18 protein-coding genes are annotated in these 23,290 nt (G+C 46.2%); 7 read left to right on the forward strand and 11 right to left on the reverse strand.

Translation table 11 applies throughout. The annotated features are described in order from the left end of the window. Positions 1-48: 48 nt before the first annotated feature. From OM978_RS12710 to OM978_RS12725, 4 genes are all read right to left on the reverse strand, one after another. Positions 49-4,608 carry an EAL domain-containing protein gene (locus OM978_RS12710; RefSeq protein WP_264342573.1) on the reverse strand — a complete coding sequence of 1,520 codons (4,560 nt, stop codon included), beginning with the start codon at positions 4,606-4,608 and terminating at the stop codon, positions 49-51. 24 nt (positions 4,609-4,632) lie between these two features. Next, complete coding sequence (locus OM978_RS12715) at positions 4,633-4,995, reverse strand: MmcQ/YjbR family DNA-binding protein (RefSeq protein WP_264342574.1); 363 nt, start codon at positions 4,993-4,995, stop codon at positions 4,633-4,635. 103 nt (positions 4,996-5,098) lie between these two features. Beyond that, the gene (locus OM978_RS12720) at positions 5,099-7,120 is read right to left on the reverse strand and encodes an alpha/beta hydrolase family protein (RefSeq protein WP_264342575.1); all 2,022 of its coding nucleotides are present in this window, start codon (positions 7,118-7,120) and stop codon (positions 5,099-5,101) included. Positions 7,121-7,172: 52 nt separating this feature from the next. Continuing rightward, a complete protein-coding gene (locus tag OM978_RS12725) occupies positions 7,173-8,693 on the reverse strand; it encodes a fumarate hydratase (RefSeq protein ID WP_264342576.1) in 1,521 nt (506 codons plus the stop codon). 185 nt (positions 8,694-8,878) lie between these two features. On the opposite strand from OM978_RS12725, the gene pabB reads away from it, so the two are divergent. From pabB to OM978_RS12745, 4 genes are all read left to right on the forward strand, one after another. Continuing rightward, complete coding sequence (pabB, locus tag OM978_RS12730; protein WP_264342577.1) at positions 8,879-10,270, forward strand: aminodeoxychorismate synthase component I; 1,392 nt, start codon at positions 8,879-8,881, stop codon at positions 10,268-10,270. A gap of 4 nt (positions 10,271-10,274) precedes the next feature. After that, the gene (locus OM978_RS12735) at positions 10,275-10,838 is read left to right on the forward strand and encodes a CoA pyrophosphatase (RefSeq protein WP_264342578.1); all 564 of its coding nucleotides are present in this window, start codon (positions 10,275-10,277) and stop codon (positions 10,836-10,838) included. A 157-nt stretch (positions 10,839-10,995) separates the two neighbouring features. Continuing rightward, a complete protein-coding gene (locus tag OM978_RS12740; RefSeq protein WP_319633871.1) occupies positions 10,996-12,375 on the forward strand; it encodes an L-serine ammonia-lyase in 1,380 nt (459 codons plus the stop codon). Between the two features lie 257 nt (positions 12,376-12,632). Next, positions 12,633-12,941: an isoamylase early set domain-containing protein gene (locus tag OM978_RS12745; RefSeq protein WP_264342579.1), complete on the forward strand. Its 309-nt coding sequence runs from the start codon at positions 12,633-12,635 to the stop codon at positions 12,939-12,941. A 57-nt stretch (positions 12,942-12,998) separates the two neighbouring features. On the opposite strand, the gene OM978_RS12750 is transcribed toward OM978_RS12745, so the two are convergent. From OM978_RS12750 to OM978_RS12765, 4 genes are all read right to left on the reverse strand, one after another. Beyond that, positions 12,999-14,117: a beta-ketoacyl-ACP synthase III gene (locus tag OM978_RS12750; RefSeq protein WP_264342580.1), complete on the reverse strand. Its 1,119-nt coding sequence runs from the start codon at positions 14,115-14,117 to the stop codon at positions 12,999-13,001. A gap of 102 nt (positions 14,118-14,219) precedes the next feature. Further along, the gene (locus tag OM978_RS12755) at positions 14,220-15,251 is read right to left on the reverse strand and encodes an RDD family protein (protein ID WP_264342581.1); all 1,032 of its coding nucleotides are present in this window, start codon (positions 15,249-15,251) and stop codon (positions 14,220-14,222) included. A 57-nt stretch (positions 15,252-15,308) separates the two neighbouring features. Further along, positions 15,309-16,487, reverse strand: coding sequence for a vWA domain-containing protein (locus OM978_RS12760; RefSeq protein ID WP_264342582.1), 1,179 nt, complete (start codon positions 16,485-16,487; stop codon positions 15,309-15,311). Between the two features lies 1 nt (position 16,488). Then, entirely contained in the window at positions 16,489-17,334 is an 846-nt protein-coding gene (locus OM978_RS12765; protein WP_233009750.1) for an AAA family ATPase, read from the reverse strand. A 127-nt stretch (positions 17,335-17,461) separates the two neighbouring features. Between OM978_RS12765 and cysK the strand changes: the two genes are divergently transcribed. Next, positions 17,462-18,433: a cysteine synthase A gene (cysK, locus tag OM978_RS12770; RefSeq protein ID WP_264342583.1), complete on the forward strand. Its 972-nt coding sequence runs from the start codon at positions 17,462-17,464 to the stop codon at positions 18,431-18,433. A gap of 62 nt (positions 18,434-18,495) precedes the next feature. Here cysK and OM978_RS12775 read toward each other — a convergent pair whose 3' ends face one another. Further along, positions 18,496-19,053 (reverse strand): cysteine hydrolase family protein, encoded by a 558-nt coding sequence (locus OM978_RS12775; protein ID WP_264342584.1) that lies wholly within the window; start codon positions 19,051-19,053, stop codon positions 18,496-18,498. Positions 19,054-19,188: 135 nt separating this feature from the next. On the opposite strand from OM978_RS12775, the gene OM978_RS12780 reads away from it, so the two are divergent. After that, positions 19,189-20,121: a GlxA family transcriptional regulator gene (locus OM978_RS12780; RefSeq protein WP_264342585.1), complete on the forward strand. Its 933-nt coding sequence runs from the start codon at positions 19,189-19,191 to the stop codon at positions 20,119-20,121. A 145-nt stretch (positions 20,122-20,266) separates the two neighbouring features. Beyond that, positions 20,267-20,710, forward strand: coding sequence for a hypothetical protein (locus tag OM978_RS12785; protein ID WP_264342586.1), 444 nt, complete (start codon positions 20,267-20,269; stop codon positions 20,708-20,710). Between the two features lie 72 nt (positions 20,711-20,782). Here OM978_RS12785 and OM978_RS12790 read toward each other — a convergent pair whose 3' ends face one another. Both OM978_RS12790 and ggt read right to left on the reverse strand, forming a co-directional pair. Then, positions 20,783-21,514, reverse strand: a complete 732-nt coding sequence (locus OM978_RS12790; RefSeq protein ID WP_264342587.1) for an enoyl-CoA hydratase — start codon at positions 21,512-21,514, stop codon at positions 20,783-20,785. A gap of 22 nt (positions 21,515-21,536) precedes the next feature. Further along, positions 21,537-23,273 (reverse strand): gamma-glutamyltransferase, encoded by a 1,737-nt coding sequence (ggt, locus tag OM978_RS12795; protein ID WP_264342588.1) that lies wholly within the window; start codon positions 23,271-23,273, stop codon positions 21,537-21,539. Between the last annotated feature and the right edge of the window lie 17 nt (positions 23,274-23,290).

Below are 23,290 nucleotides of genomic sequence, written 5' to 3' on the forward strand. Positions count from 1 at the left end.
CAACCAGCTCACATAGCAACGAAACACAAAAGGCTGAACACTGCGCAGTCAGGAATTCTGACTGCGGATCAGCTGTTCAAAGTCTGCGGCTGGTAAAGGTTTGCTGCATAAATAACCCTGATAATAATCACAGCCTTGTAAAGATAAATAATCCAGCTGCGCCTGCTGCTCAACCCCTTCAGCCAAAGCCTTTAAGCCCAAAATATGCGCCATTGAAATAATAGCCGTGACTATGGCCTGGCTTTCGCTGTTATCTGCCACATCATCAACAAAGCTTTTATCTATTTTCAGCACATCCAGCTGATAACGCTGTAAATAAGCAAAAGACGAATAGCCTGTGCCAAAGTCATCAATGGCCAGATTTACCCCCATGTTGTGTAAATCAGACAATACCAGCTCAGCTTGTTGTTCCCGCGACATAATGGCACTTTCTGTCAGTTCCAGTTCCAGCAGCTCTGCCGGGAAACCTGTGTCTTTTAATATCTGCGCCGTTTGAGCACCAATATCACCATGACTGAACTGATGCGAAGACAAGTTCACAGCCAGTTTTAAATCAGGTAAAGCCGATTTACGCCACAAAGCGCCCTGACGGCAGGTTTCAGCCAGCACCCAGTCACCAATAGCGCCAATCAGCCCTGTGTCTTCAGCTATAGGAATAAAACGTCCCGGCGCTATCAAGCCCTCCACTGGATCGTTCCAACGCACCAGCGCTTCTGCGCCAACAATACGACCCGTTTTAATATCGATTTGTGGCTGGTAATACACTAAGAACTGGTTTTGCGCTAAAGCACCACGCAAGCGGGCCTCTAAATCAATACGCTGACGAGCATACAGAGTTAAATCATCCGAATAATAAGCAAAACGGCCACGGCCCTGCTCTTTGGCGCGGTACAAAGCGGCATCGGCATTACTCAGCAGCGTTTCGCCTTCAGTGCCATGATCAGGATAAATCGAAATACCAATACTGGCACCGATCCGAACCTCTGCATTGTTACTTAACAGCCAGGGTTGGCTCATATCATTGATCAGTTGAGTGGCAAAGCGGGCCGCGTCTTCACTTTGATGTAATTGCTCAAGCAAAATAATAAACTCATCACCGCCAAAACGCGCCACTGTATCAATATCTCTCAGGCGTTCTTTAAGCGAAGCGGCCACCAGTTTTAACAGCTCATCCCCGGCCGGATGACCAAAGCTATCGTTGATGTACTTAAAGCGGTCCAGATCCATCATCAGCACCGCAAACTGATGCTGATCCCGTTTTGCCAAATCCACTGCATTTTGTAAGCGAGAACTCATCAGTAAACGGTTGGGCAAATCGGTCAGTACATCATGGTGCGCCAGATATGCCAGTTCCTGTTCAGAGGCTTTTAACTGGGTAATATCTGCAAATACAGCCACATAGTGACTAATTTGTTGGCTGGCATCGAGAATGGTATTGATACTGAGCAGTTCTGGGTAAATTTCACCATTTTTGCGCCTGTTCCAGACTTCGCCTTGCCAATGCCCTTGCTCAGCCAGTTCCTGCCACATTTGAGTGTAAAAGGCCTGATCATGCCGCCCTGATGAAAACATAGCTGGCGTATTGCCTATAACTTCAGATTCTTCATAACCCAGCATATGCAATAACGACTGATTAACCTGAATAATACGGTTCGATGCATCCGTTACCATAATACCTTCACGGGTACTCTCAAATACTGCTGCAGCCTGCTGTAGTGAGGCTTCAAACTGCTGACGTTTCACTGCATTACCTAAAGCTGTTGCCAACATTTTTAGTGCATCCAGCTCCACCTGATTCCATTCACGACAGCTATGATGCTGCTCAACACCAAGTAAGCCCCACCAAACCCCATCAACCATCACTGGTATCAATGCGATAGCCTGGATGCGGAAACGTTTCAGCATAGGCTGCAACATACTGTCCATCTCATCAGCAAGACCGGCTACCATAGTGCCTTTAGCCAGATGCTGAATCGCCGGATACCAACGGGACACTTTATTATTTAATTCTTTAAAAGTGCGGATGTGTTCTTTTTGATCGCGTCGCCACTGGGTTAATAAAGACCCGGTGACCAGATCCTGCTGCATAGTGTTCTGATACAGATAAATAGCATCCACAGCTAAAGCACGGCTCACCGAAGGCATCATGCTGCGCAATAATTGCAGCCAGTCGCTGTGCTGTAAAAAACGCGCAGCCATATCCGCAAGGTTGGACATCACTAACGCACGTTGTTTCAACTCGCGGCGATATTCAACCTGAGCGCTGATATCATCTATGGTGACTAACACACCAGATAACTGCTCTTGTTCAAATAAAGGCTCTGTATTGAGTTTCAGCCAACGCTGAACCTCCCCTTGTTCAATGCCCATCACTACATCACGAATAGGCTGGGGCACTTCTGCACGCAGTACCTGATTACTTGGGTAAAGTTCGGCCGGATACTGTGAACCATCTTCATAAATGGTTTTCCAGTCTTCCACAGTGGGGACAAGACCACGCATCTCTTGCAGGCTGCGGTTGAGGATCTTCTCAGCAGCATGATTTGCGTCAACAATAGCGCCCGTTCTGTCATGTAGAATCAGGCCTTCGGACATGGTATTAAACAAGGTTTTCAGTTTATCGTTACTGGCTTCCTGCTCTAATCTGGCTTGTCTAAGTTCGGTAATATCGACCATGGCGCCAATGATTTGTTGCTTGCCATCTATCAAAGCAGGTAACAATCTCAGGTCGTCACGGATATAACGAATAATGCCTGACGCATCAAAAAACCGGTATTCGTGGCGGTAGTGTCCCTGTAATAGCGTCTGCTCTATCGCAGAACTCGCTAAAGCTTCATCCTCAGGGTGAACCCCGTTCTCCCACCAGTGTTCCAATAAAGATTGCTCAACACTGTACCCGAACAAACGTTCAATATTGCTGCTGACCCAACTGGTTCGGCAACTGGTGCCGTCCAGTTCAATACGATGTAGTACTGTTGAACTTGCCGATAAAATAGCGTCCAGTTGCTGTGAGTTTTGCAGCTGTTGTTGGTGACTGCGGTTTAAATCGGCATACAACTGACGCTTTTCTGTGACATCGTCAAAGGTTGCCAACAGCAGATCCGCCTGCCCTTCCTGACTAAATCGTTGCATCATTAATTTGATAGTTAACACTCGTCCTGAGCTATGACGCAGCTGGATATCAGACTCCACAGAGTTTTGTTCTTTAGAGACAAAGCTGGTGGCCATAAACTGTTCGGGACTTTGCGCCAGATCGCGCAACGACAGTGCAAGCAATTCCGACTCAGAGTACCCCAGCAAAGACTGCAGTTTTTTATTCACCCGGATAAAGGGTTGGTGTGTACGGGATAAAATAGCCATACCGGAAAAAGGCAACTCAAAAAAGGCCTGAACGGTTTTATCCTGCTCTGTTTGTTTGGCAGCTAAAGCAAGTTGGTGTGACTGAATAAGCTCTCGCCAGTAAAACAAAGCCCCCAGAACCAACATCATCAGTAAAGTGCCTGAGCTGACTGACAACCACAACAGCAAGGTATCCAAAGGCAGCAGCACTTCTGCCACATCGATTTTGCTGACCAGCATCCAATTGGTTTGTCGTATCGGCGTATAAGCACCCAATACTGGCTGTCCGCGATAATCCAGTGCTTCTGCTGTGGTAAATTGCCGCTGACGCAGAGCTTTAGCCGCAAGCAAAAGACCATCTATATCCGTATCGTAGAGCATGGCCTGCTGCGGGTGACGCAGCGGGTTTAAAAATACCACTTCCCGACTCTTACGCTGCACCAGCAAGACTTCGGCTGTAGGACTGGACACGGGCCAGTTCTGAATAGCAGGAAATAAATAGATACTGGTATCAACACTAAAAACCAACTGGTAAATTTTTTGGTCTATGGCGATTTGCAGATACCAGGTCAGTTGACAATATCTGTCTGTTCTTCCGTTGTCGCATTGTGTGGCAGGCTGCGACAGATGTTGGCCTCCAGCCAGGGCGTCAAACTTAAGCTGTGCCCCCAAGGCCAGATGTTGCTGGCCTTGGGAGTCGAATAGCAGGATTGAACTAAAGGAATGTTCAGCAATCATTGACGCCAGCCGGTTACGCACATCCGCCTGCTGAGTGATATCTCCAAGCTCGAGATACTGCTGTAATTTCTGCCGGAATGAACTGTCGCGGGATAAACCATTGATATCGTACTGCCGCTCAGCTAACCAGAGTTCCAGTTGCTGTTTTTTAATATCAGTGACAGTGCGCAAGTCAGCCATGGCTTCAGCTTTGAGCTGATTGCCGTGCACCCATTTGGTAATAAAAGCCATAGCAGGTATAGCCAGCAAAAAAGCCAGAATAAGCACAACCACCCGCAGCTGTTTGTAGCGCACCGTCACTTCGGAATCAAAAAACTGCTGTTTACGCCAGGTGGCAAGTAATAAGTAAATTAAACTTCCGCTGATACAAACAAAGGCAACACCTTTGGCTGTGCCTAATAAAGAGTTCGCTTCAGGATCAGGAACTGTTAAATGCAGCAAATGATCGGAGCCAAAAATCCATAACAACGCAAAACTGCAATACAGCAGTACGATACGACTTGCAGTCAAAGGGTAAGCTGGTTTAGCCATGTATATCCGTGCCAGTTTATTATTCTAATCATTTGAATTGAGTAACGTCTGTCTCTGCACTTTGGGTAAAGATTGGATGACCAAAAGTCTGGACTGATCGATTTGTCGTTTTATTTCCTGCTCTGGCACTGTGTTGTTCAGACGTACAGTATTCCAGTGCTTTTTGTTCATATGGTAACCAGGAATGATCGCAGGGAAAATATCACGCAATGCCAGCGCTTCGTCCGGATCACATTTTAAATTCAACCGGGCTTCTCCCTTGTCTGTGCCAAGGATAGCAAAGATTTTACCTTTTACTTTATAGACATAGAAATCAGGGCCAAAAGGAAAATCTTCTTCAGTCCCCATCAATTCAAGGCAGTAGTCACGTACATCAGAAAATTGCATACACTGAGTCCGGTTGGTGGCAATAAAACAGGGTTAAAAAACAGATAGAGAAACCCAAAGATGGAAAATAAGGAAGGCTGCGGATGCAGCCTTCTGCGACAGATTATTTGCTGGTGTGTAGTTTCATCCAGTCAAATACTTCGTTGTACCAACGCTCGGCATTACGAGGTTTTAAAATCCAGTGGTTTTCATCCGGGAAAATCACCAATTTGGATTCAATGCCTTTACGCTGCAGCGTAGTAAAAGCAGCTAAACCCTGAGCATAAGGCACACGGTAGTCTTTTAAGCCATGGATCACCAGCATAGGCGTTTTCCAGTTATCCACTAAAGCTGACGGATTAAACTTCTGATAATCGCCTTCTTTATTCCAGACCGGACCACCCATATCATGCTCAGGGAACCACAGTTCTTCAGTACTGCCATAAAAGCTTGGCATATCAAATAAACCTGCATGGTTGACTAAACATTTAAAACCTTCAGGCCAGTTACCGGCAATCCAGTTCATCATGTAACCGCCGTAGGATGCACCTAAAGCACAAGCGTTTTTGCCATCCAGCCATTTTTCTTTTTCAGTGATAAAAGCTAAGCCTTTTTGTAAATCAACCAATGGCTTACCACCCCAGTCACGGGCAATAGAGTCAGTAAAAGCCTGACCATAACCGGTAGAACCGTGGAAGTCGATCATCACCACACCATAACCCTGAGCTGCCCACAACTGTGCATTCCAGCGGTAGTTAAACATGTTACCAAAGCTGCCTTGCGGACCACCGTGCACAATAAAGGCAATAGGGTATTGTTTACCTTCTTTGTAATTCACAGGCTTCATCCAGTAGCCGTGCACTGTTTCGTCATTGGCGCCAGGGAAATTAAACTGGGCAAATTCAGCAAATTGAATATCAGCCAAAGCCTCTTTGTTGATTTGAGTTAAGGCCGTTGGCGCTCCTGTTTCAGCAGTGATCTGGTAAATATCAGTTGGCTTGTCCAGGCTGTGATTAGTAAAAATCAGTTTGTTGCCTGCCACATTTAAATCTCCGGCTGTGCCGTCAGCATAGACTTTGCTGATATCACCGAAACTGGTGTTAATGGAGAAAATACCGTGCTGCCCCGTGTCTTGCGCTGTGACATAGATGGTTCTGTTGTCAGCACCAAATTTATAGTCGCTGATGGATCTGTCCCACTCCGGCGACAACTCTTTACGCTGACCTGTCACCATATCCAGTAAAATCAAACCAAAACGATCAGCCTCATACACTGGCTTTTTCATAGCTAAATAGGCCATAAAGCGACCATCGCTGGAGAACGAAGGTTTGGCATCCCACGCCGCATTGTCACGGGTTAAGTTAATCTTTTCGCCACCTTTGACCGACACCTGAAAAATATCAAAGTTGGTATGCCAGGCCTGATCGACACCAGGGATTTTCGCGCTGAATACCAGGTTTTTACCGTCTGGCGTAAATGACACTTCTTTGATGCCAGCAATGTCGGTATTCCATTCAGGCAATAAGTCTTTGGCATCTGTGACTTTTTTACCTGCCAAGTCAGCAATATATAAATGACTTCTGAATTCATCCGCCCAGGTATCCCAGTGCCGCACCATCAACTGATCGTACACCATGGCACTGTCTTGTTGACCTGCTTTGACTTGTTTGGCTTCAACTGTGCAGGATAAAGTTTCGCAACCCGGTTTAGCTGCCATTTGCAGCACAATTTTGCTGTTGTCATCTGAGACTAAAAAACCATCCACATCTAAAGGTAAATCGGTGATTTGCTGAGATTCACCACCAGCGACGGGCAAACGCCAAACCTGAGAGTTACCTGAGCGTCCGGCGATAAAATACAAAGCACTGCTGTCCTTGCTCCAGGCTACAGCATGCTCTTTATCATCGTTAAAGGTTAAACGACTGACTTTATTGTTTTGTTGTAAATCTATTAAATACAAATCAGCGCTGGTGTCAGCAGGAGCAAGACCACCATTTTTTTGGCCATAGACCAGATAACGGCCATCAGGGGACACCACTACATCGTAGACTTTATTTAATTTATTTAGGTGTTCAATAGTGAGCGGGGTTTTGGCGACAGCAGCACCGCTTAACAAAGCTGCGGTGAGAAAGATCCAGGCTTTCATACATTCTCCCAGTAGAAAAACGCCCTGAGAACCAGGGCGTTGTTAATCATTTTTAGTTATTGGCAAGTTCAGCTATCTTCACTTTCCAAATAGCAGGTCCTTGTTTATGCACGTTATTTCCCTGACTGTCAACAGCCACAGTCACTGGCATGTCTTCTACGTCAAACTCGTAGATGGCTTCCATACCTAAATCGGCAAAGGCGACAACGCGGGACTTTTTGATAGCCTTGGATACTAAATAAGCAGCTCCACCGACCGCCATTAAATACACAGCTTTGTGCTCTTTAATGCTTTCAACGGTTTTGTCACCACGTTCAGACTTACCTATCATGCCAAGCAAACCAAATTTGCCTAACATCATGTCGGTGAATTTATCCATACGGGTTGCCGTTGTTGGACCTGCAGGGCCTACCACTTCAGTACCCACTGCATCCACAGGGCCTACGTAATAGATAAAGCGGTTTTTAAAGTCAACGCCTTCTGGCAAAGCTTCGCCTTTGGCCAGCATATCGGCAATACGTTTATGTGCAGCGTCGCGGCCTGTCAACATTTTGCCTGACAGCAACACAGTTTCACCTGCTTTCCACTCCAACACATCAGCAGGAGTGACAGTATCTAAATTCACACGGCGCACATTATTGCCAAGCTCCCATGTCACTTCCGGCCAGTCTTCCAGCTTCGGCGGTGTTAATACAGCTGGGCCTGACCCATCTAAGTGGAAATGCACGTGACGTGTGGCTGCACAGTTTGGGATCATCACCACTGGTTTTGATGCGGCATGCGTAGCTACAGATTTGATTTTTACATCAACAACTGTAGTTAAACCGCCTAAACCCTGGGCACCAATGCCTAGTTTGTTGACTTTGTCGTACAGCTCAACACGAAGTTTTTCATCGGCTGTTTCAGCGCCTTTTTCCAGCAGGTCCTGAATATCGACAGGCTCCATCAAAGCTTCTTTAGCCAGTACTGCTGCTTTTTCTGCAGTACCGCCAATGCCTATGCCCAACATGCCTGGCGGACACCAGCCAGCACCCATTTTAGGCAGAGTTTCCAGCACCCATTCAACTACTGAGTCAGATGGATTTAACATCACCATTTTGGTTTTGTTTTCAGAACCGCCGCCTTTGGCCGCGATAGCCACTTCGACATGGTGGCCTGTGATCATATCGATATGCACTACTGAAGGTGTGTTGTCCTGGGTATTTTTACGGGCACCTGCAGGATCTGCCACAATAGAGGCACGCAGCGGATTATGTGGGTTCAGGTAAGCACGGCGTGTACCTTCATCCACCATTTGCTGCACTGTCATATCGGTTTTATCCCATTTTACATCCATACCGATTTTAACAAAACAAGTGACAATACCAGTGTCCTGACAAATTGGGCGGTTGCCTTCAGCCGACATACGGGAGTTGATCAGAATTTGGGCTATGGCGTCTTTAGCGGCCTGATTTTGTTCTTTGTGATAGGCCTTTTCCAGGGCCTGGACAAAATCCAGCGGATGATAAAAAGAGATGTACTGCAACGCATCTTCGATGCTGTCGATAAAGTCTTGCTGGCGAATGACGGTCATAGAGTTTCTGCCCTTCCAAAATATTTAAATGTAAGCCCCTGTCTGTTCTGTATCCAGACAAGACGGCTTTTCCTGTGTTCAGGTTAACTAATGTCAGTTGGGCTGATATGATACAGCGCAACAGATCCAGCGGCTAGCCACTTACCGTATTTTTGCCGGAATTAGCCCGTTTTATGAGACGACTTATGTCACAGTTTTTGAAGTTAGATGCCAAAGCACCGCATCTGCTGGAGTATTTTTCTGCTCTGGCTTCCGAGCCTTGGGCCATGTTGCTCGACTCGGCAGCAAGCAACCACGTGAACAGTCGCTTTGATATTCTGGTGGCCCGCCCTGTCGCGACCCTGGTCTATCAGAAGGGTCAGTTAATCCAAACCGAACAAGGCCAAAGCCAGCTGCTGCAAATGGACCCTTTTGGCGCTTTGCAGCAACTGACCAGCCGTTATTTTCCGGATAAACCAGAGCGATCAGACAACCCTGATTTACCTTTTGTCGGTGGTGCTTTAGGTTATTTTGGCTATGACCTGGGTTGTGTGATTGAACCTGTGCCACAAGCCGCAGATACAGGAGCTTTGCTGCCTGATATGGCGGTTGGTATTTATTTATGGGCGCTGATTCTGGATAAACAACAACAGCAACTTTGGTATGTGGATTACCGCGGTGATGCAGCAAGCCACTGGGCACGAACATCCACACTTTTTACTGCAACAGCACAAAACAAAGCTTTTGAATTAACCTCTGACTGGCTAGCCAATATGGACAAGGCCAGTTACAGCAAAAAGTTTGATCAGGTGCAAAGTTATCTGCAAAGTGGTGACTGTTATCAGATTAATTTAGCCCAGCGTTTTGAAGCCAGTTACAGCGGTGATGAATGGCAGGCTTATTTAACTTTACGCAGTAAAAATGCCGCACCTTTTTCAGCCTTTTTACGTTTGCCACAAGGCGCCGTTTTAAGTTTGTCGCCGGAGCGTTTTTTACAACTCAAAGCAGGTCAGGTTGAAACCAAACCGATAAAAGGCACCAGACCGCGTTTTGCTGATGCGCTACTTGATAAGCAAAGTGCAGAAGAGCTGCAAGCAGCACCAAAAGACAGAGCAGAAAATGTGATGATTGTGGATTTACTGCGAAACGATTTGGGTAAACACTGTGTACCAGGCACGGTTAAAGTACCGGCTTTGTTTGCTATTGAGTCCTTTCCAGCCGTACATCATCTGGTCAGCACTATTACCGGCACCTTAAGCCCTAGTGCCGATGCCTGTGATTTATTGCGCGGCGCTTTCCCGGGCGGCTCTATCACAGGAGCACCTAAAGTACGGGCTATGCAGATTATTGCGGAATTAGAACCCAACAGCCGCTCTGTGTATTGTGGTGCTGTGGGTTACATCAACAGCAGTGGCGATATGGATACCAATATTGCTATCCGTACTTTGGTGATGGCGCAAGGCAAAGCCTTTTGCTGGGCTGGAGGAGGCATTGTGGCTGACTCAGAAGTGAATGCTGAATACGAAGAAACCTTTCATAAGGTGAATAAAATTTTGCCTTTACTGGGTCAGGTAAACCCTTCTGTATCGACGGACTAACAGCATGAACCGGCAGCAGTTTTTACAGCGTTTTTTCCTCCAGCCTGCGAAGCACTCTGTGTTATTGCAGATGGAAAAAAGTAAAGCTGCTGCTGTGTTATTAGTCATGCGGGAACACCTGGGTGAACTGCAATTATTGCTGACCAAACGCAGCTCTGATTTACGCCATCATCCGGGCCAAATCAGTTTCCCAGGCGGCAAAATTGAAGCGAATGAACAAAGCCAGCAAGCCGCTTTACGTGAAACCCACGAAGAAACCGGTATAGCGCCAGAGCTGCTGCAACTGATTGGACAATTGCCCAGTTATGCCACAGGCACAGGTTTTTTAATTCAGCCCTGGATTGCATTTTTAACAGAAGAAGTCGAGCTTCAATTGCAGTATTCCGAAGTAGAGTCGGCCTTTTGGCTGCCTTTGTCTTTTGTATTTGATCCACAAAATACCCATAGCGAACATTTTGCCATGCATGGCCAGTCGCATCTGGTGCACTTTATGCCCTATGGCCCTCACCTGATCTGGGGTGCAACAGCTGCTATCCTCTATTCGCTAAAACAGCAGCTGCATTATTAATTTCGTAAGGGCCTGCCCGTCTTGCTGTAATCAATTCGGCACACTACCGCTTACACATCTGCTGTAATAAGCACCGACCAGTTACCAGGTGAGTTACGAAATTGATTCGCTTCCGTTAGAATGGCGCCCAATTCTTATAACTAAAAGCAGAATCCGAATGATTATTAGCGCTTTTGATATGTTCAGTATTGGTATTGGCCCATCCAGTTCTCACACCGTAGGCCCAATGCGTGCTGCAAAAAAATTCTGTGAAAACCTGCAAGCCATGGGCTTGTTTGATCAAGTCACCAGTGTTAAAGCTGAACTCTTTGGTTCTTTAGGCCAAACCGGTATTGGTCACGGCACGGGTAAAGCGGTGATTTTAGGTTTGTCCGGTTTTTTACCAGAAAACATCGAACCCGATGCTATCCCTGGCCTGTTAAAAAAAGTCGATGAAACTCAGCATATTCTGCTTGATCAAAAGCATTCAGTCGCCTTTCCACGGGAAGGCGCTATCGTGTTTCATCGTCGCAAAACCTTAAAAGAACATTCCAACGGCATGGAGCTAATAGCTTATGCCGGTCATGAGGTTTTGTTCAGCGAGATTTATTTCTCTATAGGCGGCGGCTTTATCGTTAAGGCCGAAGACTTCGCCAAAGAAAAAGAAGCTGCCAGTCAGTTTGCCGCAGACAATCCGCCACCTTTCCCTTTTGAAAGTGGTGCAGAGCTGATGAAGCTGTGTAAAGAAAACGGTTTATCCATCGCAGGTTTAATGATGGAAAACGAAAAGGTGCTTCGCAGCGAACAACAAATTCAGGACGAGCTGGGTAAAATCTGGTCAACCATGTACGACTGTGTGCAACGGGGTATTCGTACCGAAGGTATTTTACCTGGTGGTTTAAAAGTAAAACGCCGTGCCCCTGCCCTGCATAAACGTTTAATGGCAGAAAAAAGCTCAGACCCATTACAAGTAATGGACTGGGTGAATTTATTTGCGTTGGCGGTGAATGAAGAAAACGCCGCCGGTGGCCGGGTAGTGACAGCTCCAACCAACGGTGCAGCCGGTATTATTCCTGCGGTCTTGATGTATTACGATAAATACATTCAGCCTGTCACACCGGATATCTACTGCCGTTACCTGTTAACAGCGGCTGCTATCGGTATTTTGTATAAAAAGAATGCTTCTATTTCAGGTGCTGAAGTAGGTTGTCAGGGCGAAGTGGGTGTGGCTTGTTCTATGGCTGCCGGCGCTTTAACCGAAATTTTAGGTGGCTCTGTTGATCATGTAGAAAACGCCGCTGAAATTGGTATGGAACACAACTTAGGATTAACTTGTGACCCTGTGGGTGGTTTAGTCCAGGTGCCTTGTATTGAACGTAATGCGATGGGCTCTATTAAAGCCATCAACGCTTCACGTCTGGCTTTACGCGGCACAGGCGAGCACAAGGTATCTCTGGATAAAGTGATAAAAACCATGTGGGATACAGGCCGTGATATGCAAAGTAAATACAAAGAAACGTCGCGCGGTGGGTTGGCAGTTAATATTATCGAGTGCTAATTCCCTCAATAAACTTAAAAACCGGCAATCGCCGGTTTTTTTAACCCTATATCATCTGTCGATTTGATCTCCAGCTTGTAGTTTTGAAATAGCTAATTCATCTATATACATTCCAGAAAGTTATTTTGGGGACTGCGACGGCTTAGCTATGGTGAACAAGACCAAAACGGGTTATTTTTTAGACACTTCATTGTCATCACTGCGCGATACACTAGAGTTTTATGTATTGACCAGCTAAATTCGGGAAGGAAGCAGCTATGAGTATTAGTAAGCAGTATTTAAAAACCAAACCTGTATGCAAAGTGACTTTTACTTTTGCAGGTCATCAATACCCACAAGCCCAAAGTGTTGCTTTGGCCGGAGACTTTAATAACTGGGATCCGCAAGCTGTGTTGATGAAAAAAACCAAAACAGGTGATTTCACTGCCAGCTTAAATCTGGATAAAGAAAAGCAGTATCAATTCAGATATGTGATAGATGGCCAAACCTGGCTCAATGATGATGAAGCGGATGCTTATGTGCCGACTCAGGTCAGCTACGACCAGAATTCAGTAGTGCAGCTGTAACTGGTCAATCTCATCAATGAGGGGGCAGAGTATCGAGTCTGCCCCCTTGATTTAGGATCAACGTTTTTCCAGCACCAGACAACCTACTGAGTAGCCTGCACCAAAAGAACATAAAATGGCTTTTTCGCCAGATTGAATGCCTTCTTTGTTTTTGTGAAATGCGATAACTGAACCGGCTGAAGCCGTATTGGCATAGGTATCCAATACCAGTGGAGCCTCTTCAGGTAAAGGATCGCGGCCTAGGATTTTCTTCGCAGCAAACAGGTTCATATTGATATTGGCCTGATGTAACCATAAACGTTTCAAATCATCAGGTTTAACAGCTAAACGCTGCATCTCATTTAAAATCACATCCGCCACTATCGGCAGTAATTCTTTAAATACCTTGCGGCCCTGCTGTTTAAAAAATGGCGCGTCCGGATCAGTTTCCGGATGACAATGTTCGGTGTAGCCGACATCACAACGGATATTATTAGAGAATTCAGTTTTTAAGCTCATGCCCAAAATACGGTAGGCATTGTCTGATGTGACTGTGTCTTCTGCTTCGATAATAGTGGCGGTGCAAACGTCACCAAATATAAAGTGGCTGTCGCGGTTGGTGTAATTCACTTGCGGCGAGGCAAATTCAGGATTGACCACCAACACTACTTTAGCCATACCACCACGAATCGCATTGACTGCATTGCTGATGGCAAAAGTAGCAGATGAACAAGCCACGTTCATATCAAAAGCATAACCTGCCGCACCTAAAGCCTGTTGCAGCTCAATAGACAAAGCAGGATAAGGCCGCTGCATATTGGATGCTGCACAAATAATCAGATCAATATCTGCTGCCGTTTTTCCAGCTTGCGCCATAGCTTCCTGTGCAGCCACTATAGCCATCTCGACCATTTCAGGGTGTTCGTCTTCGCCACGTTTAGGAAAAACAGGCATCATCACCGCTGGGTCTAAAATTCCTTCTTTGTGCAGTACATGACGGGATTTAATGCCTGAGGCTTTTTCAATAAACTCGCAGCTGGAATACTCCAACGCGACCAATTCGCCTGCTTCAATGTCGTCAGCATATTGCTCGTTAAACAAATCGACATACTGATTAAAACTGGCAACTAACTCTTCGTTGGTGACAGTTTCGGTGGGTGTAAACAGGCCTGAGCCACTGATCAGCACATTTTTCATTCAGAATACCTTTGTCATAAGTGCAACTTCTTTTAACGAGTTGCTGAATTGGTCGCTATTCTAGCTTAATAATCCCAATGCCTGCCGAGATTTTTTGTCGGATCAAGGCTGGTGGATCACGACCGTGCTGGCCACTTTATCTTGTATTGCCTGGCGGTTTGGGTCCCAGAGTATTTGTGCAAACCCAATGAGCCCGGTAGCAAAACCTGCACCATAACCGCCCTGACGGCTAAACGAAGCCCATAAGGTTAAAGGCTGATTATCCAGTTGCACCACCCGAATGCGGGTCAGCAGCTTGCCTATGGTCTGACCGTTATTCCAACTGATGTAAAAAGTAAAATAAACCATAGCCCAGCCATAGCCCAGGCCAAAGTCGGCCAGTATACCTTTCACCCATTTGATCAGGCTGTAATCGGAGTTTTTCAGTTTATCCAGCACTGAATACGATTCTTCTTTGACGGGTTCGGTCACAGCAGCCGCAACGACAGGTTGTGTAGCCACTACTTTTGGTTGTGCCACATACTTGTCCAATAACGCGCGTTTTTCAACACCTTTGAGCTCAGTTAACTCCAGTAATCCCTCCAACACATCTTTTTGCTGCTTCATGCTGACGCCAGAATTTTGCATCTCAAGTGCCAGCGTTTTAGTTTTCTCTTCAGCACAAATCGCATCGCATTCTTCGGTCGAAAGCTCTAAGGAGACTTGTGCCAGCACTGCCGCAGCCGTTGGCGTCAGATCCAGATCGGCAGCCGAGGTAGTCTCTTGCTCTTGCACCAGTTGTGGTGCCCAACTTAAAGTGCCCAGCATAGCTAAAGTTGCAAACACCATCAGCAGCAGATGATTTCTGTTTTGGGCTTTGTATCTGTTCCAGCATAAATACAACATAGTGGGTAAGACAAAAATCAGACTGGCAGACGCCAGACCACTGATAATTAAGCCGTCTATGCCCATTGCAATTCCACGACGTACAGGTTTAGCTAGCGGCTGACCTATCAGTTCGTCAGCGACAGCAAAAGCATGGGGTGTGACTATTTGCCGAACTTCTTTTTTTGTCAGCTGATGCCCTGTCTCGTCGACAAAAGTGTCAGGCGCTACTTCTCTGATATCCTGATGGTCCGGCTGTTCGTGCTGCATTAAATTTTCCGTAAATGCCTGATGAATAAACCACTTTAATCAGTTCGTCTGACCTTTTCAATGGCGCTTTGATAAATGCCGGATAGCGCCGCTTAAACCATCCAGCGTCATGCTATACATCTGGTTTTGCATCAGTTTCTGCAGTATTTCTATGGAGTGATAGTGACTCCACCAGGGGTGTGGTTGTGGGTTGAGCCAAACAGCATTTGGAAAATGCGCCAACAGACGTTTTAACCAGACTTCACCGGATTCAGGGTTAAAATGCTCGACACTGCCGCCCGGATAAGTAATTTCATAGGGGCCCATGGTGGCATCACCAACAAAAATCACTTTGTAGTCACTATGATAAGTCTGTAACAGTTGAGTGATAGACACCGCATCGGCACTACGTCTTTGATGAGTGCGCCACACCTGCTCGTAAGGGCAGTTATGAAAGTAAAAAAACTCCAGATGTTTAAATTCAGTGCGGGCCGCAGCAAATAGCTGCTCGCATTCATGAATATAGTCATCCATTGAGCCGCCTATATCAAAAAACATCAGCACTTTAACCGCATTATGCCGCTCCGCCTGAAACTTTAAATCCAGCCAGCCCGCTTGCTGAGCTGTGGCTTTAATAGTGCCATTTAAGTCAAGTTCAGTCGCTTGTCCGGTGCGGGCAAAACGCCGCAATTGCCGAAGCGCCAGCTGCATAGCTCTGTGATTAAGCTCTGCGTGTTGATCAAAGTCTTTAAAATCACGCTTGTCCCATACCTTAACCGCACGGCGCTGACCACTGCCCTGCTGACCCACTCTGATCCCTTCCGGGTGAAAACCATAAGCGCCAAAAGGTGACGAGCCGCCTGTGCCTATCCATTTATTACCGCCGGCGTGTTTTTCCTGCTGCTCTTTTAAACGCTGCTTAAATTGCTCCAGCAACTGCTCAAGCCCACCTAAAGAGGCCAGTTTAGCCTTGTCTTCTTCCGACAACTGACGAATAAGCCCTGGCAGCAGCCAGTGATCCGGAATCAATGAGGCTAAATCCAAACTTTCAACGCCGTCAAAATACTCTGCAAAAGCACGGTCAAATTTGTCGTATTGGCTTTCATCCTTCACCAGACACAAACGGGACAGCAGATAAAAATCATCCAGGCTTGCAAAAATCAGCTGGTACTGCAGCGCCTTGAGTAAATCCAGCAGCTCAGTAATGCTGGATTTCAGGCCGTATTTTCGCAAGGTTAAAAAGAACGATATCAGCATATCAACGGCCAGCGCGACGGGCCATAAAGGCCAGTTTTTCCAGCAAAGCGACATCTTGCTCGTTTTTCAGTAAGGCACCATACAAAGGCATCAAGCCACCCTGATGTTGTTTATCCTGTAACACTGACGGTGCTATTTGTTCGGCCAACAAGAGTTTTAACCAATCCAGTAACTCAGAAGTCGATGGCTTTTTCTTTAAAGCGTCCACAGCCCTTAAGTCAAAAAACACCTCCAGTGCAGCGGTCAGTAAGTCAGCCTGCAAAGTCGGGAAATGCGCCAAAACGATTTGAGTTAAAGTGTCTTTGTCCGGAAAACGTATGTAGTGGAAAAAACATCTACGAAGAAAAGCATCTGGCAGTTCCTTCTCGTTATTGGACGTGATCACCACTATAGGCCGCTGCTTTGCACTGATACGTTCACCTGTTTCGTACACATCAAAGGACATACGGTCAAGTTCATGCAACAAGTCATTTGGGAACTCAATATCGGCTTTGTCGATTTCATCAATCAACAACACAGGGCGTTTTTCTGCGGTAAAAGCAGTCCAGAGTTTGCCCGGTTTGATATAGTTGCTGATGTTGGCCACCCGCTCACTACCAAGCTGCCCATCACGTAAACGCGATACCGCATCGTATTCATACAAACCCTGCTGAGCTTTACTGGTGGATTTGATTTGCCAGTTAATCAAATCAGTGCCTAAACTTGCTGCCAGCTCTTCAGCTAAACGGGTTTTACCAGTACCAGGTTCACCTTTGATCAATAAAGGTTTTTCTAAGGTGACGGCGGCATTTACTGCCAAGGCCAGCTCTGGCGATAAAATATAGTGTTCTGTACTTTGAAAAATCATCTGTTATTACTTCTTTTTTTAGAGTGCAGGCTTAAGATGGGAATATCTTATATCAAATCTTTTCTTTCGTTTTAACAAGGCCCGAGTATTCTTATAACCATTCATCAAACCCTGAAGGTTTTTTATTATGTCAAAGATCTATGAAGATAACTCACTCTCTATTGGTAACACGCCGCTGGTGCGCTTAAAGCGCGTCACTTCAGGTGCCAATGTATTTGCCAAAATCGAATCCCGTAACCCAAGCTTCTCTGTGAAATGTCGTTTAGGCGCAGCTTTGATTTGGGATGCGGAGAAAAAAGGTCTGTTAGGCCCAGGTAAAGAAATTATCGAACCTACCTCTGGCAATACAGGTATTGCTTTAGCTTTTGTTGCCGCCAGCCGTGGTTATGCGTTAACTCTGACCATGCCTGCCACCATGAGTTTAGAGCGCCGTAAGTTGCTTAAAGCTCTGGGTGCCAACTTAGTGCTGACTGAAGGCGCAAAAGGCATGAAAGGCGCTATCGAAAAAGCCAAAGAAATTCTGGCGTCAGATCCTGAAAAATACGTGTTTTTACAGCAGTTTGAAAACCCGGCTAACCCACAAATTCACTTTGATACCACAGGCCCAGAGATCTGGAATGACACAGATGGCAAGGTTGATATCTTCGTGGCTGGTGTAGGCACAGGCGGTACTATTACCGGTGTCAGCCGTTATATAAAACACGAGAAAAAACACCCGCTGATCAGTGTGGCAGTAGAACCTGTGGATTCACCTGTGATTACTCAGGCGCTGGCTGGTCAGGAAATTAAACCTGGTCCACATAAAATTCAGGGCATAGGCGCTGGTTTTATTCCGGGCAACCTGGATTTATCCATCATTGATGCGGTAGAAACGGTCAGCAATGATGATGCCATTGCTATGGCGCACCGTCTGATGAAAGAAGAAGGTATTCTGGCTGGTATTTCTTCTGGTGCAGCCGTAGTTGCAGCGAAACGTTTAGCAGAGCTACCAGAAAATGCCGGTAAAAACATTGTGGTGATTATTCCAAGTTCAACAGAACGTTATTTATCCAGCGCACTGTTTGCAGACTTCTTCACCGAAAGCGAATTGCAAGCTTAACCTGCATTTTACTTAGCGGAAAAACGGCTCTATTGAGCCGTTTTTTTTCGTCTGATTTAACTTTAGCTATTCAGATAAGTTTTGGTATCAATCACTTGGGCATAAGCAAAACTTAAAGCAGCCATATAAGCGGCGTGAACCTGAGCAGCAGGTACTTTGACACCATTAAACTCTAAATCTAAAGTGGCGCAGGCGTCGTGTAATACAGTGCAGTCATAGTCAAAATCTTTACCTGCGCGAGTCATCGCATCGATACACATATGACTCATGGCGCCCACTATCACCAGCTTTTCTATTCCGGCTTTCTGCAGGATTTCAGCTAAATTGGTGTCTTTAAAGCTGTTGATTTGTTGCTTTAATACCACATCTTCTGAAGCGAGAGCCGCCACACTTTGATGAATTTGTGCACCTTCTGAGCCTGGGCGGAAAAAAGGCGCGTCATCTGACGCAAATTCGTGACGTACATGCACCACTAAATCCCCTTGCTGGCGAAACTTCTGCAGAACTAAAGCTGCATTGGCTGCGGCTTGCTCTGTACCCACCAGTGGCCATTTGGCATCTGGATAGCTGCTGTAATAATCGTTTTGGAAGTCAATTAACACTAATGCTGTTTTGCTCATGATATCTCTCCGTTTTTTCATTTAGTCAGGCTGTGGTTGATTTGAACTGCTTTGTTTGACGACAAACACAGTCTACGAAAAAACTTCTGCTAGACTGAATGTCTGAACCGACATATAGCAGGCACAAACTGACAAATGCGCACAGACATTCATATCGCTATTCTGAGCTACCCCGGAGCTATGTTAAGTGCCGTATTTGGTCTGAGTGAAATGCTCGGCATTTGCAATAGGATCTGTGCTGAACAAGGCAGGCCACAACATTTTGTATTACACCAACTGGCACCTGATGCCTTATTGACCGCCACCACGCCGTTTTATCAGGCTATTATTCTGCCGCCTTGTATTGAGGGGGATTATTATCTGAAGCCCGACGCTTTGGTGCTGCAGTGGTTAAAGCAGTCTCACAGCAACGGCAGCCTGCTCTGCTCCGCCTGTGCCGGTGCCTTTATTCTGGCGTCCACCGGCCTGATGCAACAAAGGCAAATGACCACCCACTGGGATTTGGCTGAGCTATTTAAAAAGCAACACCCCAAGGTGACACTACAGATTGAAAAAAATCTGATTAATGATGGAGATATCTTAAGTAGCGGCGGCTTGATGGCATGGGTTGATTTAGGGCTGGAACTGATAGGCCAGCTGGCTTCTCCTGCACTTATTCATCCGGTCGGCGCTTATCTGATTATTGATACAGCACGACGCGAACAACGTTATTACCAACGCTTTAGCCCACAGATGGATCATGGTGATAAACAAATCGTCAAACTACAGCAGCATTTGCAACAACACTATGCGCAAGCACTCAGCGCCAGTGCCATGGCGTCTTTTTGTTTTTTAACTGAACGCACTTTTTTACGACGTTTTGTTAAAGCTACAGGCTTTAAACCTTCACTTTACCTGCAACGACTGCGTATTCAAAAAGCCTGCGAATTATTGGAGCAGCCTTTAACCACTATAGGTCAAGTGCCGTTTCAGGTGGGTTATGAGGACGCCAGCGCCTTTCGTAAGGCTTTTCTGCACATTACTGGACTAAGCCCCAGCGCATTTCGCAGCCGCTTTAGTCGCAGCTAAATGCATTGTAATTCAATGTATTAGTGATGCTGTAAAGTTACAAGCAATTGTGCCCAATGCAGGGTTTTCTTTACTTTTAGCCGAAAAAAAATCACACTGTCGTCAGATTTGTTTTTAATGGACTGAGCTAATGCGAATTGGGCTAATGCAAAAATTTTTCGTGCTGATGTTTTCACTGCTGTTGTTGTCTTGCTCTGAAGATGCACCAAAAGTTAATGCGGATTTAGGTTCGCCCGAATTTGCTGCAGGTGAGTTTTTCCATTCGTTGTACACCACCAAAGATTTAGAACGAGCCAAAGCACTGAGCACGGAGTCGTATGCCCGCATTCTGGATGCCTACGGCAACACCCGTGGAGTGGTGCGTACTTTGTACAATATGAGTTTTGATGAAGTAAATATCAGCATTGACCGCACAGGTAAAAATCTGCGCGAACAATACGGTAATCATGCAGAGATCACCATGCTGTTTGAAGGCAAAAGCAACGGCAATAAGAAGATAGAGCTGCGTATTGTCAAAATGGTAAAAGAAGATGGCCGCTGGCTGGTGGAAGGGGTGAAGCCGAATCCTTATTCCAGAACTGAGGTTTGATCCCCTTTAGACATCAAGTCAGGCGAGAGACGGGCGACCATAAAGGTCGCCCCTACGTTTTTGCGTTGAGAGTTAACGTTTAAAAAACTGCTGAATTACCTGTTGGCAATCCGGCCCTTTCAGTAAACGGCTAAAATCAGCCAACTCCAAACCTATCGCCTGTTGCACTGCACTGCCACTTTTCATCAGTTTTTTACTGCTTTGCACAGCATCTGCCGGCAAAGCAGCCAGTTTTTTCGCCTTATTAAAAGCAAATTCAAGTAAATCTTCTTTCGCGACCAGTTGATTCACTATACCAATACGCCAGGCTTCATTGCCATCTATGGCTTCAGACAGCAATAACATACTGCTGGCACGCTGATGGCCAATTAATAGAGGCAACAACAAACTAGAACCTGCTTCAGGACATAATCCCAGCTGAGTAAAAGGCAGCTGAAAACGGCAATCAGCCGTGCTATACACCAAATCACAATGCAGCAGCACTGTAGTACCAATACCTATAGCCAGACCAGCCACTGCGGCCACTACAGGCTTTGGAAACTTCGCCATTTCATACAAAAACATCACTGTCGGATGAGAGTCATTGAGCTCACCACTTTGTAAAAAATCCGCTAAATCATTACCTGACGAAAAACATTCAGCAGAGCCTTGCAGCAATACGACTTTGACGTCGTCATTGTGTGATGCCTGCTGCAGTTGCTGCACTAACTGCTGGTACATCAGCTTGTTCAGTGCGTTTTTTTTATCAGCTCTGTTCAGAGTCAGAGTTAAAACCCCCTGCTCTGTCGATACTTCAATACTCATCTGTTGTCCTGATTCTTTTATACTAGTGGCCAGCTGCTATGCCTTCACGACGTGGGTCGGCAGCGCCTTCTAAGTGATCTTTTTTAATTTCAATGGCGTGAATGCCGCTATTTAAATCGGCTAATTTTGGCTGATAACCCAGTTCAAGCAAAGCCGGAACCAGTTGGCTTAGATTAGTATCTTGCTCCAACACCAGCCCATCATTTCTATGGGTAAAACGCGGCAAATTGGCCGCTTGTTGCACATCCATTTTCCAGTCGAGCACTGCAACTAAGTTTTGCGCCACGTAATTAATAATACGACTGCCACCAGGTGAGCCTGTGATATAGAGCAGCTTGCCCTGCTCGTCAAACACCATCATTGGCGCCATAGAGGAGCGTGGTCTTTTGTTGGCTTCGACTCTGTTGGCGACCCAATAGCCGTCAACTTTAGCCTGCAACGAAAAGTCCGTCAGTTGATTATTCAACAAATAGCCATTCACCAACAAACCGGAACCAAAGGCATTTTCAATACTGGTGGTCATGCTGACCGCATTGCCCTTGCTGTCCACCACAGATAAGTGACTGGTATTAGCAAATTCAATGGCGTTGCCTGATGCCAGAGGTTCAGCTCCTTGCGGCTCACCCGCTAGCGCTGGCGCACCTTCTGATGCGGTCAGCAAAGCAGCACGCTGTTTCAGATAATTTGCTGCCAATAAACCTTGTACCGGTACTTTGACAAAATCCGGGTCGGCGGCAAAACGTTCACGATCCGCAAAGGCCTGCTTTCCGGCCTGACTGATTAAATGTATCGCTTCGATAGAATTCGGTTTGAGCTTGGCCATCGGCTGATGCGCAAGCATACCCATCATTTGCAATACGGCTAAACCACCTGAGCTTGGTGGCGCCATACTGCAAATTTTAAACTGTCGGTATGGGATACAGAGCGGATCACGCTGTTTGGGTTTATAAGCAGTTAAATCAGCAAGGCTTATTTTGCCTGCGTTAATTGGAGCCTGTTGCACTGCAGCCACCAGAGCTTTGGCATTATCGCCCTGATAAAATGCCGAACTGCCCTCTTTAGCAATCTTTTTTAGTAAAGCGGCATAGTCTGGATTTTTTCGAACAAAACCCGTTTTAAGCCACTGGCCTTCAGTTTTAAAATACTCTGCACTGGAGGCAAATTTATCCAGACCAGGATTCCAGTTGGCCTTAAGTAAACCGGCTAAACGCGGCGAGACAACAAAACCCTGCTCTGCGATTTGTATAGCCGGTGCAAAAAGTTCTGGCCATGGCAATACGCCATGCTGCTGATGTGCCAGCTCCAGCGCTTTGATCACTCCAGGAACACCCACAGATTTGCCGCCAACAAAGGCATCACGCCAGCTCATCACCTGACCATTTTGCACAAATAAGTCTGGTCCTGCAGCAGATGGTGCCGTTTCACGACCATCAATGGAGCTTAAAGCAGCTTTCTGTTTATCCCAGTACAGCAAAAATAAACCACCACCTATGCCTGAGCTTTGTGGTTCCACCAGCCCCAGCACCAATTGCATCGTTATAGCTGCATCGACAGCACTGCCACCTTTGGCCAGAATTTGCTCACCTGCTTTCACCGCCAGAGGATTCGCAGCAGAAGCCATGTAATGTTTGGCAGTGGCAAGCTGTTTGTGTTCTATACCTGTGGTGGCTTCTGGATCGGTAATTGCGGCAAATAAAGTGGTGCTGCTCAGCAGCAACGCAGCGGTCAGGACCCGAAGTGTGAACTTTGTAATGATCATTATTTTTCCTACCTACA

The sequence above is a fragment of the Rheinheimera sp. MM224 genome (assembly GCF_947090785.1).
GTDB lineage: Bacteria > Pseudomonadota > Gammaproteobacteria > Enterobacterales > Alteromonadaceae > Pararheinheimera.

Coding starts and splice junctions, on each gene's coding strand:
- OM978_RS12710 (WP_264342573.1), bottom strand. CDS start 4,608: ATGGCTAAACCAGCTTACCCTTTGACTGCAAGTCGTATCGTACTGCTG.
- OM978_RS12715 (WP_264342574.1), bottom strand. CDS start 4,995: ATGCAATTTTCTGATGTACGTGACTACTGCCTTGAATTGATGGGGACT.
- OM978_RS12720 (WP_264342575.1), bottom strand. CDS start 7,120: ATGAAAGCCTGGATCTTTCTCACCGCAGCTTTGTTAAGCGGTGCTGCT.
- OM978_RS12725 (WP_264342576.1), bottom strand. CDS start 8,693: ATGACCGTCATTCGCCAGCAAGACTTTATCGACAGCATCGAAGATGCG.
- pabB (WP_264342577.1), top strand. CDS start 8,879: ATGTCACAGTTTTTGAAGTTAGATGCCAAAGCACCGCATCTGCTGGAG.
- OM978_RS12735 (WP_264342578.1), top strand. CDS start 10,275: ATGAACCGGCAGCAGTTTTTACAGCGTTTTTTCCTCCAGCCTGCGAAG.
- OM978_RS12740 (WP_319633871.1), top strand. CDS start 10,996: ATGATTATTAGCGCTTTTGATATGTTCAGTATTGGTATTGGCCCATCC.
- OM978_RS12745 (WP_264342579.1), top strand. CDS start 12,633: ATGAGTATTAGTAAGCAGTATTTAAAAACCAAACCTGTATGCAAAGTG.
- OM978_RS12750 (WP_264342580.1), bottom strand. CDS start 14,117: ATGAAAAATGTGCTGATCAGTGGCTCAGGCCTGTTTACACCCACCGAA.
- OM978_RS12755 (WP_264342581.1), bottom strand. CDS start 15,251: ATGCAGCACGAACAGCCGGACCATCAGGATATCAGAGAAGTAGCGCCT.
- OM978_RS12760 (WP_264342582.1), bottom strand. CDS start 16,487: ATGCTGATATCGTTCTTTTTAACCTTGCGAAAATACGGCCTGAAATCC.
- OM978_RS12765 (WP_233009750.1), bottom strand. CDS start 17,334: ATGATTTTTCAAAGTACAGAACACTATATTTTATCGCCAGAGCTGGCC.
- cysK (WP_264342583.1), top strand. CDS start 17,462: ATGTCAAAGATCTATGAAGATAACTCACTCTCTATTGGTAACACGCCG.
- OM978_RS12775 (WP_264342584.1), bottom strand. CDS start 19,053: ATGAGCAAAACAGCATTAGTGTTAATTGACTTCCAAAACGATTATTAC.
- OM978_RS12780 (WP_264342585.1), top strand. CDS start 19,189: ATGCGCACAGACATTCATATCGCTATTCTGAGCTACCCCGGAGCTATG.
- OM978_RS12785 (WP_264342586.1), top strand. CDS start 20,267: ATGCAAAAATTTTTCGTGCTGATGTTTTCACTGCTGTTGTTGTCTTGC.
- OM978_RS12790 (WP_264342587.1), bottom strand. CDS start 21,514: ATGAGTATTGAAGTATCGACAGAGCAGGGGGTTTTAACTCTGACTCTG.
- ggt (WP_264342588.1), bottom strand. CDS start 23,273: ATGATCATTACAAAGTTCACACTTCGGGTCCTGACCGCTGCGTTGCTG.